Annotated in this window: 18 protein-coding genes; 5 read left to right on the forward strand and 13 right to left on the reverse strand. The window is 67.0% G+C overall.

Annotation, left to right across the window (positions count from 1 at the left end):
- Positions 1-11: 11 nt before the first annotated feature.
- Positions 12-1379, reverse strand: a complete 1368-nt coding sequence (gene pmbA, locus ACWHMB_RS10450; RefSeq protein ID WP_377483079.1) for a metalloprotease PmbA — start codon at positions 1377-1379, stop codon at positions 12-14.
- Positions 1380-1420: 41 nt separating this feature from the next.
- Here pmbA and yjgA point away from each other — a divergent pair, with 41 nt between their 5' ends.
- Both yjgA and mog read left to right on the forward strand, forming a co-directional pair.
- Positions 1421-2059 (forward strand): ribosome biogenesis factor YjgA, encoded by a 639-nt coding sequence (gene yjgA, locus ACWHMB_RS10455; protein WP_293224026.1) that lies wholly within the window; start codon positions 1421-1423, stop codon positions 2057-2059.
- A gap of 2 nt (positions 2060-2061) precedes the next feature.
- Positions 2062-2652, forward strand: coding sequence for a molybdopterin adenylyltransferase (gene mog, locus ACWHMB_RS10460; RefSeq protein WP_377483077.1), 591 nt, complete (start codon positions 2062-2064; stop codon positions 2650-2652).
- 38 nt (positions 2653-2690) lie between these two features.
- Here the strand turns inward: mog and ACWHMB_RS10465 are convergent, their stop codons facing one another.
- From ACWHMB_RS10465 to ACWHMB_RS10475, 3 genes are read right to left on the reverse strand one after another with little or no spacing between them, the layout of a single operon-like run.
- Positions 2691-4070, reverse strand: a complete 1380-nt coding sequence (locus tag ACWHMB_RS10465) for a sigma-54-dependent transcriptional regulator (RefSeq protein WP_293224029.1) — start codon at positions 4068-4070, stop codon at positions 2691-2693.
- Positions 4067-5212 (reverse strand): sensor histidine kinase, encoded by a 1146-nt coding sequence (locus ACWHMB_RS10470; RefSeq protein WP_377483075.1) that lies wholly within the window; start codon positions 5210-5212, stop codon positions 4067-4069. Before ACWHMB_RS10470 ends, ACWHMB_RS10465 begins: the two co-directional genes overlap by 4 nt.
- Positions 5136-5663, reverse strand: a complete 528-nt coding sequence (locus tag ACWHMB_RS10475) for a DUF4395 family protein (protein ID WP_377483073.1) — start codon at positions 5661-5663, stop codon at positions 5136-5138. Before ACWHMB_RS10475 ends, ACWHMB_RS10470 begins: the two co-directional genes overlap by 77 nt.
- Before the next feature lie 200 nt (positions 5664-5863).
- On the opposite strand from ACWHMB_RS10475, the gene ACWHMB_RS10480 reads away from it, so the two are divergent.
- Positions 5864-6232: a DsrE family protein gene (locus ACWHMB_RS10480; protein WP_377483071.1), complete on the forward strand. Its 369-nt coding sequence runs from the start codon at positions 5864-5866 to the stop codon at positions 6230-6232.
- A 22-nt stretch (positions 6233-6254) separates the two neighbouring features.
- Positions 6255-7025, forward strand: coding sequence for a methyltransferase domain-containing protein (locus ACWHMB_RS10485; protein WP_377483069.1), 771 nt, complete (start codon positions 6255-6257; stop codon positions 7023-7025).
- A gap of 8 nt (positions 7026-7033) precedes the next feature.
- On the opposite strand, the gene ACWHMB_RS10490 is transcribed toward ACWHMB_RS10485, so the two are convergent.
- The 8 genes from ACWHMB_RS10490 to ACWHMB_RS10525 form a co-directional block, all read right to left on the reverse strand.
- On the reverse strand, positions 7034-7618 hold the full coding sequence (locus tag ACWHMB_RS10490) for an IS630 family transposase (RefSeq protein ID WP_377516475.1): 585 nt from the start codon (positions 7616-7618) through the stop codon (positions 7034-7036).
- The gene (locus ACWHMB_RS10495) at positions 7546-8091 is read right to left on the reverse strand and encodes a helix-turn-helix domain-containing protein (RefSeq protein WP_377516474.1); all 546 of its coding nucleotides are present in this window, start codon (positions 8089-8091) and stop codon (positions 7546-7548) included. The genes ACWHMB_RS10490 and ACWHMB_RS10495 overlap by 73 nt, the downstream gene beginning before the upstream one ends.
- Positions 8092-8267: 176 nt before the next feature.
- Complete coding sequence (gene guaA / locus ACWHMB_RS10500) at positions 8268-9887, reverse strand: glutamine-hydrolyzing GMP synthase (protein WP_377484368.1); 1620 nt, start codon at positions 9885-9887, stop codon at positions 8268-8270.
- A gap of 46 nt (positions 9888-9933) precedes the next feature.
- Positions 9934-10251, reverse strand: coding sequence for a CcdB family protein (locus tag ACWHMB_RS10505; protein WP_293225516.1), 318 nt, complete (start codon positions 10249-10251; stop codon positions 9934-9936).
- A complete protein-coding gene (locus ACWHMB_RS10510) occupies positions 10251-10496 on the reverse strand; it encodes a type II toxin-antitoxin system CcdA family antitoxin (RefSeq protein ID WP_293225514.1) in 246 nt (81 codons plus the stop codon). Before ACWHMB_RS10510 ends, ACWHMB_RS10505 begins: the two co-directional genes overlap by 1 nt.
- A gap of 70 nt (positions 10497-10566) precedes the next feature.
- A complete protein-coding gene (locus tag ACWHMB_RS10515) occupies positions 10567-11346 on the reverse strand; it encodes an ABC transporter permease (RefSeq protein WP_293225512.1) in 780 nt (259 codons plus the stop codon).
- Between the two features lie 2 nt (positions 11347-11348).
- Positions 11349-12203, reverse strand: coding sequence for an ABC transporter ATP-binding protein (locus tag ACWHMB_RS10520; RefSeq protein ID WP_293225510.1), 855 nt, complete (start codon positions 12201-12203; stop codon positions 11349-11351).
- 63 nt (positions 12204-12266) lie between these two features.
- The gene (locus ACWHMB_RS10525) at positions 12267-13295 is read right to left on the reverse strand and encodes an ABC transporter substrate-binding protein (RefSeq protein WP_377484365.1); all 1029 of its coding nucleotides are present in this window, start codon (positions 13293-13295) and stop codon (positions 12267-12269) included.
- Positions 13296-13486: 191 nt separating this feature from the next.
- On the opposite strand from ACWHMB_RS10525, the gene ACWHMB_RS10530 reads away from it, so the two are divergent.
- Positions 13487-13963: a universal stress protein gene (locus ACWHMB_RS10530; RefSeq protein WP_293225505.1), complete on the forward strand. Its 477-nt coding sequence runs from the start codon at positions 13487-13489 to the stop codon at positions 13961-13963.
- 6 nt (positions 13964-13969) lie between these two features.
- On the opposite strand, the gene ACWHMB_RS10535 is transcribed toward ACWHMB_RS10530, so the two are convergent.
- Positions 13970-15217, reverse strand: a complete 1248-nt coding sequence (locus ACWHMB_RS10535; RefSeq protein WP_377484363.1) for an MFS transporter — start codon at positions 15215-15217, stop codon at positions 13970-13972.

A 15217-nucleotide genomic window follows, 5' to 3' on the forward strand; every position in this document is an offset into this window, starting at 1 on the left:
CCCAGCAGTCGTCAACTGCCGGCCAGCTTCATGCGTCCGATCAGCACCGAGCCGATGGTCTTGGCGCCAAAGGTGTAGGCGTCGGCGCCCACGGCCTGGATGCCCTGGAACATGTCGCGCAGGTTGCCGGCGATGGTGATCTCGTGCACCGGGTAGGCGATCTGCCCGCCCTCCACCCAAAAGCCGCTGGCCCCGCGTGAATAGTCGCCGGTGACGTAGTTCACGCCCTGCCCCATCAGCTCGGTGACGAACAGGCCCGTGCCCAGCTGGCGCAGCATGGCGTCCAGGTCGTCGCCCGCGCGCGTGCGGCGCGAGCGCAGCGTCAGGTTGTGCGAGCCGCCGGCGTTGCCGGTCGTCTTCATGCCCAGCTTGCGTGCCGAGTAGGTGCCCAGAAAATAGCCTTGCACCCGCCCGCCCTCGACCACCTGGCGCGCCTGCACGTGCACGCCCTCGTCGTCGAACGGCGACGAGCCCTTGCCGCCGCGCACGAAGGGGTCCTCCGCGATGTCGATGTGATCGGGAAACACCGCCTGGCCGAGCGAATCCAGCAAAAAACTGGTGCGCCGGTACAGCGCGCCGCCACTGACGGCCTGCACGAAGTGGCCCAGCAGGCCGGCGGCCAGCGGCGACTCGAACAGCACCGGGCATTCGCGGGTCGACAGGCGCCGGCTCTTGAGCCGGCTGAGCGCGCGCTCGGCGGCGTAGCGGCCCACGGCCTCGGGCGCGGCCAGTTCGCGCGCATCGCGCATCGAGCTGTACCAGTAGTCGCGCTGCATGTCCTCGCCCTTGCCGGCGATCGGCGCCACCGACAGGCTGTGGCGCGAGCTGGCGTAGCCGCCGCGAAAGCCGTGCGTGTGGGCGGCGAAGAAGTGGCTTTGCGCGGCCGACACGCCCGCGCCTTCGCTGTTGGTCACGCGGCGGTCCACGGCGAAGGCCGCGCGCTCGCAGGCCAGGGCCATGGCGGCCGCCTGCTCGCTGCTGACGGCCCAGGGGTGAAACAGGTCCAGCTCGCGCTGCTCGGTGGCGATGTCGCCCGCGTCCGGCAGGCCGGCGGCCGGGTCCTCGGCGGTAAAACGGGCGATGTCGTAGGCCGCCTGCACCGTGCTTTCGAGCGCGGCGCGCGAAAAGTCCGACGTGCTGGCGTTGCCGCGGCGCTGGCCCAGGTAGACCGTCACGCCCAGTGACTTGTCGCGGCTTTGCTCCACCGTCTCCAACTCGCCCCGGCGCACCCCCACCGACAGGCCCAGCCCCTCGGACGCCTCGGCGCCGGCGTCGCTGGCGCCCAGCTTCCTGGCGTGGGCGATGGCGGCGTCCACCAACTCTTCGAAATGACCGCGCGAATAAGAAAAGCCCGCCAGGGGCTTGGATGTGTCTTGCATGGTGCTGGCTATCATACTGGGCTGTTTTCATTCACTCACGCATGTCCCGCAAACCCCAAAAAGGCTACTTCGTGCGCGGCCAGTTCGTCGCCGAAGGCAGCGAACTCGACGAGCAACTGCAGCGCGAACAGCGCGGCGATGCGCCCAGCAAGACCGAGCTGAAGGCGCACAGCGCCGAGTTGCAGGCGCTGGGCGAGCAGTTGCTGGAGCTGCGCGCCGACCTGCGCGATCCGCTGGAGCTGCCGGCGCGCCTGCTCGAAGGCCTGGACGAGCTGGCGCGCATCAAGAACTTCGAGGGCCGGCGCCGCCAGGGCCAGTTCGTCGGCAAGCTGATGCGCCAGTTGGACGAGGCGCAGATCGCGGCCATTCGCGCCGCGCTGGACACCCAGCGCCGTGGCTCGGCCGCCGACACGCTGCGCCTGCACGCCACCGAGAACTGGCGCCAGCGCCTGCTGGAAGGCGACGCGGCCCTCACCGACTGGGCCCAGCAGCACCCCGCCACCGACCTGCAGCAGCTACGCGCCCTGGTGCGCCAGGCCCGCAAGGACAGCCCCGCGACCGAGCCGGCCGGCCAGGCCCCGCGCCATGCGCGCGCCTACCGCGAGCTGTTCCAGTGGATTCGCGCCGCCCTCGACGCCGCCGACGAAGCACCGCCGCCAGCCGACGATCACCCCATCTGAACATGTCCTTCGACCCCGTCACCATCGGCATCGTCTCCATCAGCGACCGCGCCAGCCAAGGCGTCTATGAGGACAAGGGCCTGCCCGCGCTGCAAGACTGGCTGACGCGGGCGCTGAAAAACCCGATCCGCTTCGAGCCGCGCCTGATCCCCGACGAGCAGGCCGGCATCAGCCGCACCTTGGTCGAGCTGGTCGACGCCGGCTGCGCGCTGGTGTTGACCACCGGCGGCACCGGCCCCGCGCCGCGCGACGTCACGCCCGAGGCCACGCTGGCCGTGGCGAACAAGGAGATGCCGGGCTTTGGCGAGCAAATGCGCCAGATCAGCCTGGCCTTCGTGCCCACCGCCATCCTGAGCCGCCAGGTGGCCGTCGTCCGCGGGCAAAGCCTGATCATCAACCTGCCCGGCCAGCCCAAGGCGATTGCCGAAACGCTGGAAGGCCTGAAGGATTCCGATGGCAAGTCCCGGGTGCATGGCATCTTCGCCGCCGTGCCCTACTGCATCGACCTGATTGGCGGACCGTACCTGGAGACGCACGAGGCCGTGTGCCAGGCGTTTCGGCCCAAGAGCGCGGCGCGCCCTGTGCGTGCCTGATCGGCGCACGGGCTCTCACGACCCACGACGGCGACAACTTACGAACAAATTTTGGTGTCCTCGCCCCGCAACCCGAGCTGCTTTGCCAACCGCGACAGATACGGCTGCGTCACGCCCAACTGCTCGGCGGCGCGCGTCTGATGGCCGCCTGAGCGTTCCAGCGCGCGCTGCACGATCAGCCGGCGTGCGGCGGTAACCGCCTCGTTGTAGGGCAGATCGAACAGATCCTCGGTGCTGGCGACCGGTTCGGCATCGCCGAACACGCCACCGACCAATTCCTCTGACAGGTCGAACAGCGAGACCGTGTCACCGGCCAGCAGTGCACATCGTTGCATCGCGTTCGACAGTTCGCGCACGTTCCCGGGCCAAGCGTAGCGGAGCACGGCCTGGCGCACCTCCTCGGTCAGCTTGGGGGGTGTACGCCCCGCCTCGGCGGCATGCTGCTCCAGCAGCCATTCGGCCAAGGGCAGGATGTCGCCGGTCCGTTCGCGCAGCGGCGGAATCCGGATGCTGATGACTTTCAGGCGGTAGTACAAATCCTCGCGGAAGCTGCCTTCGCGAATCGCAGCGCCCAGGTCTCGGTGCGTCGCGGCGATAACCCGGACATCGGCCTTGAGGGTTCGGTCGCTGCCCAGGCGCTCGTACTCCTTTTCCTGCAACAGGCGCAGCAACTTCGCCTGTAGCGGCGGCGACATCTCTCCGATCTCGTCGAGGAACAAAGTGCCTCCGCGCGCGGTCTCGACGCGCCCGGCGCGTGCGCGGTCGGCGCCAGTGAAGGCTCCTTTCTCGTGCCCGAACAGTTCACTCTCCAGCAGTTCGCCCTTGAGCAAGGCGCAATTGACGGCCAGGAACGGCTGGTCGCCGCGACGGCTTTGCCGGTGCAAGGCGCGTGCGATCACTTCCTTGCCGGTACCGGTCTCGCCCAGCAGCAGCACGGTCGCATGGCTCGGCGCCACGCGCTCGACGGTGTCGGCGATCCTGGCCATCACGAGGTCGCTGCCGCGCACCCACAGGTGCTTGCGCCCGAGCTCGCTGCACAAACTGTGCACGTGCATCTTCAGCCGCCTCGTCTCCAGCGCCCGCTGCACCACCAGCTGGATGGTGGTCGCATCGAACGGCTTGGCGATGAAGTCGTAGGCGCCTGCGCGCATGGCACGCACGGCCTTGGCCATGTCGCCATAGGCCGTGATCACGATAACCAGGGGCGCCGCCGGCAGGCTGCGCAGGCTGTCCAGCACGGCCAGGCCGCCCATGCGAGGCATTTCCAGGTCCAGCAACAGGAGGTCGGCGCTCTCGGCCAGTCGCAAGGCTTCGACGCCGTCGCGTGCGACGTCGACCTCGTGCCCCGCGTCCCGGAGCCGGTCACCGAGGATGCGGGCGATGCCCGCGTCGTCATCGGCGACCACGATGCGGTTCATGCCTCGACCTCCATCGGCAGGCTCAGGACAAAGACGCTCCCCTGCGCCGCGCCGGACTGCAGCGTGATGTCACCGCCATGGAGGCGTGCCAGGTTCTTGGCAATCGCCAGTCCCAAGCCACTGCCTGCCGCCGCATGGGCTCCGTGGCCGCGGTAGAAGCGCTCGAAGACATGCGGACGGTCCTCGGGCGGCACGCCCAGCCCTTGATCCTCGACCAAGATTCTGGCGGCCTGCCGGCTTGTTTCGAGCCGGACATCGACACAGGAACCGGGTGGGCTGAACTTCACGGCGTTGTCGACCAGGTTGATGACGATCTGCCTGAGCTTGTCCGCATCGGCATGAATCCGCGCGCTCGATTCGCCAGCGGGCACCGACAGCCGAACGCCTCGGCGGTCCGCCACCGGTCGCAGGAGCATGGCGACGCCGGCGAGCATCGGCTGCAGCGGGACCGGCGAACGGTGCAGCTCGATACGGCCGGACTGCAGCCGCCCCCATTCCAGCAGCTCATTGACGACGCGGATCAAACGGCCGCTGTCCTTTTCGATCAGGCCCACGTACTCCTGCTGCGCCGTCGTGAGGCCACCCGCAAGGCCATCACGAAGGTTCTGTGCCGAGCCAAGGATGCCGGTGAGCGGCGTGCGCAGCTCGTGCGACACGTTCGACAGCACGGCCGAGCGCAGCTTGTCCAGTTCCAGCAGTTCCAGGTTGGCGGCAGCCAGGCGCAGGTTCGATTCGCGCAGCTCCGCCGTGCGTGCGTCGACTTGTGCGGCGAGTGTGTTGTTCTGGCTCTCGATCACGCGCTGTTTGCCGCGCAGTTCCTGCGTCAGCGCCATCAGCTTGTGCTGACCGAAGATCAAATCGTCGGTGCGCTTGTGGTTGGCGAGACCCTGCCAGACGATCACGCCCAGCAGCATGAGCGCAATCAACTGCTGCGGCCAGCCGGAAGGCATCAGAGGCAGGGTCAGTGCCAGCGCCGCGAGCGCGAAACTCCAGCCGCTGGATTGCCAGGCATGGCACTGCTTGAGCTTGAGCGTGCAGACGCTGCAGCGCCCGTAGGGCTGCGTCTCAACGTTGCGGCGCAGGACGCAATTGTGGTTGATGGCGGGGCGCTTGCCCGTCGACGGCGATGTCATGGTGATCATCGAAACCTCCTCTCAGCCAGCCGCGTCGGCTGAACCAGTCGCGCCCGAGGACGTAGAACCAGCAGCCGGCGCAGAAGCCCAATGTCGGCGCGATCAGGAACGAGGCCGTCGGCACCGTCAGCAGCACAAAGCCCGTGATCGGAAAGCCCGCCGCAATCAGCGCCAGGCAAGTGCATTGCGCCAGCAGGGAAATGGCGCATGCGCCCCGACTTCCGGCCAGGTCGAAGTACATGTCGCCGATGTGATGCTGGCCGCGAAAACGCACGAACCGCGCGACGATCTGCGCGACTGGCGCCCAGCGCGGCGAAACCACCTGCAGCAGGGTGAGAACGAAGGTGACACCAGCGAAGCGCACGTCCTGCGTGAAGATCGCGGCGATCAGGAACGCCGCCTCGGTCAGGCGCTCGGCGCGCATGCCGGGGCCGAACTGCAACTCTCGGACGGTATCCATGGCAAAAGTCTAATGACTTCGGCTGCAGGGAGCCAGCAGATTCTTCATGTCCAAACAGACATGGCTCATGCAGTTTTTCGCATGGCCGAGACGCCTCTTTCGCATCCCCACCGGCCTCGTTGCAGAGGAGAAATGCCATCCCGACGGTGTTGGCACGTTTTTCGCTGCATGAGTCACACCATTTCTCAAGGAGCAAGGACATGGCTGACGAAAGCAGAGAGCTGGTGGTGGTCATCACGCATGGTCTCGATCACGAAATGTCATCGGTGGGCTTCACCATCGCCAACGGCGGCATTAGCTCAGGACTGAAAGTCGCAGTCTTCCTGAGCAGCGCGGGCGTGGACATCGTGCGCAAGAAGGCGGCTGACACCACGCACGTCAAGCCGCTCGACCCGCTGGCGCAGCTGGTGCGCGACTTCGTGTCGCGCGGCGGCACCCTCTACGCCTGCACGCCGTGCGTGAAGTCGCGCGGCTACGAACAGTCCGACTTCATCGAGGGCGTGACCATCGCCGGATCAAGCGTGATGCACGAACGTTTCCTGCGCGGCGCTGCAAGCCTGAGCTTCTGAGCCTTTTTTCAAGGAGACCATCATGGCCGCACAAGTCGATCGTGCCGAGCTCGAAGGCAAGGTCAAGGCGATGTACAAGGATGTTGCAGAGCATCCGGAAGCTGAGTTTCACTTCGAGATGGGGCGAGCCATGGCTGAACGCCTCGGCTACCGGCCGGGTGATCTCGACCAGATCCCGGCGGAAGCCATCGACTCGTTCGCCGGGGTCGGCTACTACTTCCACCTGCTCGACGACCTCGAAGGCGCGCGCGTGCTCGACCTGGGCAGCGGCTCGGGCATGGATACGTTTGTCGCGAGCCTGCTGACGGGGCCCGCTGGCACCGTGATCGGCCTGGACATGACGGACTCGCAGCGCGCAAAGGCGGAAGGCCTGCGGCGGCGCCAGGGCGTGCGCAACCTGACTTATGTGAAGGGCTATATCGACGCCGCACCGTTCGAGGACGGCTGCTTCGACGTGGTCATCAGCAATGGCGTGATCAACCTGGCCGTCGACAAGCCGCAAGTGTTCCAAGAGATCGCACGCCTGTTGCGCCCCGGTGGCAAGCTGGCGCTGGCGGACATCGTGACCGATGTGCAGTTGCCGGAGAACATCACCTGCAACACGACCCTGTGGGCGGCCTGCATCGGCGGCGCCTGGCAGGCTGCCCGCTACAGGGACGCCATCGAGACTGCCGGCCTGCACATCGTCGCCGAGCAGATCAACGACGCGTACCGCTTCCTTTCCGACAATGCGCAGGGCGCGACGAAGAAGTTCGGCGTGAAGAGTATTTCGCTGCGCGCCGACAAGGTCTGATTCCATTTCTAATTCAATAGCGCATCAATAATCCACGGCCAGGCGACGATGGATCGGATCCGTTCGCAGTTGCTCTCGAAGTCTCGCAGGGCGAGCTCAAGGTGATCTTCGAGCGCCTCCAGGCTGTCGAAGACGCGGTTGTGGAATCGCTTCTCGCGCAGCTCGTCCCACACGTGCTCCACCGGGTTGAGCTCCGGCGCATAGGGGGGCAGGCTCAGTAGGCGCATGTTGGCGGGCGGGTGCAGCTCACCACTGGCATGCCAGCCGGCACCGTCAAGCACCATGACGATGCGCTCGTGCGGGTGACGCTCGCTCACCTCGTCGAGAAACAACTGCATGCACTCGGTGTTGACGTGAGGCAAGATGAGCGAGTCCAACTGGCCGCTTGCCACATCGACGGCGGCGTACGCGTAGGTGTACTCGTGGGTCAACATGGCTTGGCACAGCGGCCGCACCGGCTTGGGCGCCCAGCAGCGGCGCACGTCGTTGATGCGTCCAAAGCGCGCCTCGTCCTGGAACATCAGCTTGATGGGGCCTTGCTGCGGCCAGTGCGAGCAGATTTCGGCAAGGCGCTCGGGGAGTTTTTTTTCCACTCCTCTTGAGCCAAAGGATCGCTTTGCGGATGGCGTTTGTCGGGGGCCAGCTTGCGCCAGCCGTGGCGGTGCAGCAGGTTGTAGACCGAGGACAGCGCCATGGGACGGCCCAGGGCAGCTTCGATTTCACACTTGACTTGACCGACCACCAGGATGCCGCCCGTGCGAGCGCGATCAAGAAAGGGCGCCAGCACCTGGCGCTCCTGCTCAGTCGTCATGTTCTGGTGGCGCCTGCCGCCGCGCGCGGGGCGCTGGCCGTCACCTGCAACCTCGCCGGCCAGGAAGCGATTGCGCAAGCGGCAGGTCCACGCCGGGGAGCGGCCGATGACCTGCGCGGTTTGCTCCAGGCTCAAGCCATAGTCCAGCGGCAACACCACCGCCTGTGCTTGGCGAAGCTGCTCAGCGGTCTGTGCGCCGGCCAGCATTTGACGGGCCGACTCCAGACTGTCGGCACCTCGGGCTGTTCTTGCCATGTCGTTCTCCTTGCGGGATCGGTGACATGGATATTATTGATCTATTGATATGGAAATGGAATGACCAGGACGAGCGCAGGCCAGACCGAGCCTGCACCAAATTTGCTCGCGGCGCAGCCGGATTCGCTCGGCGGGACGCGGAGGCATGCCCCTCTGGGACACGATGGATATCGCCCTTACTCCCACTCGATCGTCGCCGGCGGCTTGCTGCTGATGTCGTAGGTGACGCGGTTGATGCCGCGCACCTCGTTGATGATGCGACTGCTGACCTTCTTGAGCAGCGCGTAGGGCAACTCTGCCCAATCGGCGGTCATGAAGTCGCTGGTCTGCACGGCGCGCAGGGCCACCACATAGTCGTAGGTGCGGCCGTCGCCCATCACGCCCACGCTCTTGACAGGCAGGAAGACCGCAAAGGCCTGGCTGGTAAGCTCGTACCAGGTCTTGCCGGTCGCCTCGTCGCGGGTGGCGCGCAGCTCCTCGATGAAGATGGCGTCGGCGCGGCGCAGCAAGTCGGCGTAGTCCTTTTTTACTTCGCCCAAGATGCGAACGCCCAAGCCGGGGCCGGGGAAGGGGTGGCGATAGACCATCTCGTGCGGCAGGCCCAGGGCCACGCCCAGCTCGCGCACCTCGTCCTTGAACAAATCGCGCAGCGGCTCCAGCAGCTTGAGGCCCAACTGCTCGGGCAGGCCGCCCACGTTGTGGTGGCTCTTGATGGTGACGGCCTTCTTGGATTTGGCACCGCCGGACTCGATCACGTCGGGGTAGATGGTGCCCTGGGCCAGCCACTTTGCTCCATTTTTCGAAGCGCCTGACGCTGTCAGCTTGGCCGCTTCGGCCTTGAAGACCTCGACAAACTCGCGCCCGATGATCTTGCGTTTTTGCTCGGGCTCGCTCACGCCCTTGAGATGCCCCAGGAACTGCTCGGCCGCATCCACGCGGATGACCTTGGCGTGCAGCTGGCCGACGAACATGTCCATCACCATGTCGCCCTCGTTTTGCCGCAGCAGGCCGTGGTCGACGAACACGCAGGTCAGCTGGTCGCCGATGGCGCGGTGGATCAGCGCCGCGGCGACGCTGGAATCGACGCCGCCCGACAGGCCCAGGATCACCTCTTCGTCGCCCACCTGCGCGCGGATGGCCTGCACCGCCTCTTCGACGTGGCCGCGCATGTCCCAATCGGCGCGCGCGTCGCAGATGCCGAGCACGAAACGCTCCAGCATCGCCCTGCCCTGCAGCGTGTGCGTGACCTCGGGGTGAAACTGCACGGCATAGAAATGCCGCGCCTCGTCGGCCATGCCGGCAATGGGGCAGCTGGGCGTGCTGGCCATCAGCTTGAAGCCCGGCGGCAGCGCGGTCACCTTGTCGCCGTGGCTCATCCACACCTTGAGCATGCCGTGGCCATCGGGCGTGGTGAAGTCGGCGATGCCGTTCAGCAGCGCGGTGTGGCCGCGCGCGCGCACCTCGGCGTAGCCGAACTCGCGCGTGTGCCCGCCCTCCACCTTGCCGCCCAGCTGCTGCGCCATGGTCTGCATGCCGTAGCAAATGCCCAGCACCGGCACGCCCAGCTCGAACACCGCCTGCGGCGCGCGATCGGTGCTTTCCTCGGTGGTGCTGGCGTGGCTGCCCGACAGGATCACGCCCTTCAGCTGCCCATCGGCCGCGTACTGGCGCACCCAGTCGTCGCTGACGTCACAGGGGTGGACCTCGCAATACACCCTGGCCTCGCGCACGCGGCGCGCGATGAGCTGGGTGACTTGGGAGCCGAAGTCGAGGATGAGAATCTTGTGGTGTTGCATGGTCGGGATGGGATGCCTCCCGTCAAGAGAGGCATCAGCACACGCGTCAGTAACCGTTGAATAAAAAATCCAGCGCCGCAACGATGCGGGCCTGTTCATGGGTCAGGGAAGCGACCGGCTTCTTGAGCAGGCGGGCCGGGACGGCCGCCAGCTTGGGCGTCTCCAGCATGCACTCTTCACCGGCCACCTGCAGCACGGGCACCAGGCTTTCCGGCAGTTTGACCGCCGCGAAATGCGAGCGGCGTCGCAAGGGGACCACCACGCGGCTGTCCAGCCCGTCCATCAGTCCGCTTTGCACATCCAGCAGAAATGGGGTGCTCGCGGCATGGGGGCCGCTGTTGACAAACACGTCGAAGCGCGCCATCAAAAGGTCTTCCAGCGCTCCAGTGGCAAACCATCTTGCTCCACCGTGGCGTTGTAGGCCGCGATGAAGTCGGCATGTTCGGCGCGCCAGCGCCGTGCGCGTTCGCTGCGGACCAGCTCGCGCAGATGCTGTTCGCAAACCTGAGACAAGTTGATGTCCAGCTCGCGCGCGGCCTGCAGAACGTCTTCGCTCAGGCTGAGGTTGGTCGCACGCTTGCGTTGGGCGGAAGCGGCCGTCTCGGTCATGACATCAGCAATGCGTAATCACAATGCGCATATTTTATGCGCAGATCATGGCGCGCGGCCAGCCCCCAGCTCACAGCTTCTCGGTCTGCCCGCTGCTCGGCTGCCACTTCATCAGCCGCCGCTCGGCCACGCCGACCAGGCCGTCGAGCACCAGGGCAAAGGCGGTCAGCAACACGATGCCGGCGACCACGGTGTCGACATCGAAGCTGCCTTCGGCCTGCAGGATGAGGTAGCCCACGCCGCTGGCCGAGCCCAGGTATTCGCCCACCACCGCGCCGACGAAGGCCAGGCCGACCGAGCTGTGCAGGCTGGAGAACACCCAGCTCATGGCGCTGGGCACGTACACGTGGCGCATCAGGTCGCGCCGGCTGGCGCCCAGCATGCGCGCGTTGGACAGCACCACCGGGCTGACCTCGCGCACGCCCTGGTAGACGTTGAAGAACACGATGAAGAACACCAGGGTGACGGCCAGCGCCACCTTGGACCAGATGCCCAGCCCGAACCACAGCGCGAAGATCGGCGCCAGGATGACGCGCGGCATGGCGTTGGCGGCCTTCAGGTAGGGGTCGAGCACGGCCGAGGCAAAGGGCGCCAGCGCCAGCCACAGGCCCACGCCCATGCCGGCCAGTGTGCCAATGCCGAAGGCCAGCAGCGTCTCCACCAGCGTGACCCACATGTGGCCGTAGATGTCGCCGTTGGTGACGAACCAGGCCCACAGCCGCTGCGCCACGATCTGCGGGCGGCCGAAGAAAAAGGCCACCGTGTCGGACGCGTTGGAGGCCCAGGCCCACAGGCCGACGATGACGATCAGCAGGCCGATCTGCCAGGCGCGCAGCTTGACTTGGCTCATGCTCAGGCCACCTTCCGCTTTTGCTGGTCGTAGCCTTTGAGCACCTCGTCGCGCAGCACGGCCCAGATCTGAGCGTGCAGGTCGACGAAGCGCGGCAGGTTGCGGATCTCGGCCACGTTGCGCGGGCGCGGCAGGTCGATGACGAACTGGCCGATGGGGTGCGTGGCCGGCCCGGCCGATAGCACCACCACGCGGTCGGACAGCGCGATGGCCTCGTCCAGGTCGTGCGTGATGAACAGCACCGCCCGCCCCTGCGCGGCGGCGCCGGTCTTGCCCTGCGGCGGCTCGGCCCACAGTTCCAGCAGCTCGTTTTCCATCAGCTGACGGGTCTGCACGTCGAGTGCCGAAAAGGGCTCGTCCATCAGAATGATGTCCGGGTCCAGAATCAGCGTTTGCGCCATGGCCACGCGCTTGCGCATGCCGCCCGACAGCTGGTGCGGGTAGCGGTCCTCGAAGCCCGCCAGCCCCACGCGCGCCAGCCAGGCCATGGCGCGCTCGCGCGCCTCGGCCGCCGGCGTGGCGGCAAACACCAGCCCGGCCATCACGTTGTCCAGCGCGGTCTTCCAGGGCATCAGCGACTCGGCCTGGAACATGTAGCCGGCGCGCCGGTTGAGCCCCTGCAGCGGCTCGCCGAACACCGACACCTGCCCGCGCGAGGGCGCCAGCAGGCCGGCGCCGATGTTCAGCAGCGTGCTCTTGCCGCAGCCCGTGGGGCCGACGACCGAGACGAACTCGCCGGGCGCCACCGCCAGGTCGGTGTCCTGCACCGCCGTGTAGCGCTGGCCGGGCGCGTCGCGGCTGGTGAAAACGCAGGTGATGGCCTGCAGGTCGAGCGCGGGGGCGTTGGCGGTTTTCAAGTCAAATCGGCCTCTGGCGCCCGCCAATCAAGCGCGAGCAGCTACAACAATGTGAGTATTCGATCAGGAATACTTGACGTCGGCCTTGCGCGCGAAGGCGTTGGTGTAGGTCTTGGCCAGGTCGATGCTCTTGTCCGCCAGGCTGGGCTCGAAGGTCTTGAGCATGCGCAGCGCGGTGGCGGGGCCCGCCTCGGGCATGATGCCGTCGGGCGAGATGGCCTGGCGCACGTTTTCCCACGCGGCCAGGTACAGCGCGCGGTCGCCCAGCAGGTAGGACTCGGGCACGGCCTTGACGATGTCCGACGGCCCCGCCTTGGTCAGCCAGCGCAGCGCGTGCACCATGGCGTTGGCCAGCGCCTGGGTGGTGTGGGGGTTTTCCTGCACGAACTTGGCGTGCGTGTACAGCACGGCCGCGGGCATGGGGCCGCCGTAGACGGCCTGGGTGTCCTTCAGGGTGCGGGTGTCGGCCACCACCTTGATCAAGTTGTCGCGCTGCAGCATGGTGATGACCGGGTCGAGGTTGGCGATGGCGTCCACCTGCCCCGACTTGACGGCCGTGATGGCGCCGCTGGCCGCGCCCACGCCGATGAAGGACACGTCGCTGGGCTTGAGCCCCGCCTTGGCCAGCACGTAGCTGGCCATCATCGAGGTGGACGAGCCCGGCGCAGTGACGCCGATCTTCTTGCCCTTGAGGTCGGCCAGGCTCTTGTAGTCGGGCATGGTCTTGGTCGACACGGCCAGCACGATCTGCGGCGCGCGTCCCTGCAGCACGAAGGACTCGATGATCTGGTTCTTGGCCTGCATGTTGATGGTGTGCTCGTAGGCGCCCGACACCACGTCGGCGCTGCCGCCCACCAGCGCCTGCAGCGCCTTGGAGCCGCCGGCGAAGTCCGGAATCTCGACCTGCAGGCCCTCGTCCTTGAAGTAGCCCAGCTGCTCGGCAATGGTGAGCGGCAGGTAATAAAACAGGTTCTTGCCGCCGACGGCAATGGTCAGCTTGCTTTTTTCGGGCTTGCCGGCCTGCGCCCACACGCGCGGAAAGGCCAGCGCCGCCGGCGCCAGGGCAAGGGTCTTCAAGATGGTACGGCGCATGGCGGAAGTCCTTTCGGGTGAAAAACAGGCAAGCGCTGAATCTAGCAGACTGAACACGACTCGATCACCGGGCAAGCCCGGAGAACGCGTGGCCAGCGCGGGATTGCGCGCCCGCGCACCGGCCTGGCCGGGCCGCGCGGCAAGATGCGGGGCACAAGAGCTGTCACACTCGAGGCTTGGAGGTTGCTGCCATGACGTTGAATATCCTGCTGCCGCTGGACGGCACCGACTTGTCGCTGGAACAGACGCGCTTTGCGATTCGCCTGTGCCAGAGCGGGCTGGACGCCCACTTCGTCGCCGCCAACGTGCAGGAGCCGGCGAGTTTCTACGAGTTCATCACCGCGCGCGATCCGGCCCGGCTGCAGCAGATGGTGATCGGCACCGCGCAGGAGCTGGTGGCGCCGGCCGTGGCGCTGCTGAAGGACGCCGGCCTGTCGCACGAGGTGGTCATGGTGGAGGAAGGCGATGCGGTGCAGGGCATGCTGGAGCTGATCGAGTCCGAAGGCTGCGACATGGTCATCATCGGCGCGCACCCGCCTTCGCTGCTGGCCACCGGCAGCATGCGCTCGTCGGCGATGCGCCTGGCCAAGGTGGCGCCGGTGCCGGTGCTGTCGGTGCGCGCGCCCGCGCCGGCCGAACCCGACGAAGACGAGGACGACGCGCCCTGACGCGCGTCAGCAGGGCGAGGCCGGCGCCGTGCGCGAGGCCGGCGGGCGGTGCTGGCGCAGGTCGGGCAGGAACACCGTCAGCAGGCCCAGCAGCGGCAAGAAGGCGCACAGGTGGTAGACGAACACGATGCCGCGCGCATCGGCCAGCGCGCCCAGCACCGCCGCGCCGATGCCGCCCATGCCGAAGGCGAAGCCGAAGAACATGCCCGACACCGCGCCCACCTTGCCCGGCATCAGCTCTTGCGCGAACACCAGGATGGCCGAGAAGGCCGAGGCAATGATCAGGCCGATGACGAAACTGAGGACCACGGTCCAGGTCAGGTCGACGTAGGGCATGGCCAGGGTGAACGGCGCCACGCCCAGGATCGAGCCCCAAATCACGCGCTTGCGCCCGATGCGGTCGCCGATGGGCCCGCCCGCCAGCGTGCCGGCCGCCACCGCGAACAAAAAGATGAACAGATACACCTGCGCCGACTGCACCGACACGCCGAAGCGCGTCATCAGGTAGAAGGTGTAGTAGCTGGTCAGGCTGGTCAGGTAGAAATACTTGGAGAAGATCAGCACCAGCAGCACGCCGATGGCCAGCGCCACCGTGCGCGGCGGCACCGGGCTGGCCAGCGCCGCCGCGGGCTTCTTGGCGCGCGGGCCGCTCAGGTGCCGCGTCTTGTACCAGGTGCCGATCTGCCACAGCACGCCGATGGCCACCAGCGCCGCCAGCCCGAACCAGGCGATGGCGCGCTGCCCGTGCGGCATCACCACGGCCGCGGCCAGCAGCGGCCCGACCGCGCTGCCGGTGTTGCCGCCGACCTGAAAGATCGACTGCGCCAGCCCCGGCTGCCCGCCCGAGGCCAGGCGCGCGATGCGCGAGGACTCGGGGTGAAACACCGACGAACCCGTGCCCACCAGCGCCGCGGCCACCAGCACCACGCCGAAGTTGGGCGCCACCGACAGCAGCAGCAGCCCGCACAGCGTGGAGCCCATGCCGAAGGCCAGCGAATGCGGCTTGGGGTGCTTGTCGGTGTACAGGCCCACCAGCGGCTGCAGCAGCGAGGCCGTCAACTGGTAGGTCAGCGTGATCAGCCCGATCTGCGCGAAGCTCAGGCTGAACTCGCCCTTGAGCATGGGGTAGATCGCCAGGATCAACGACTGGATCATGTCGTTGAGAAAGTGCGAGAAGCTGATGGCGTACAGCACGCGAAAGCGCGTGCCCTCGGGGGCCTGGGGCGGCCCGGCGGTAATGGCGGCGGTGTTCAT

The sequence above is a fragment of the Ottowia pentelensis genome, from assembly GCF_964341695.1.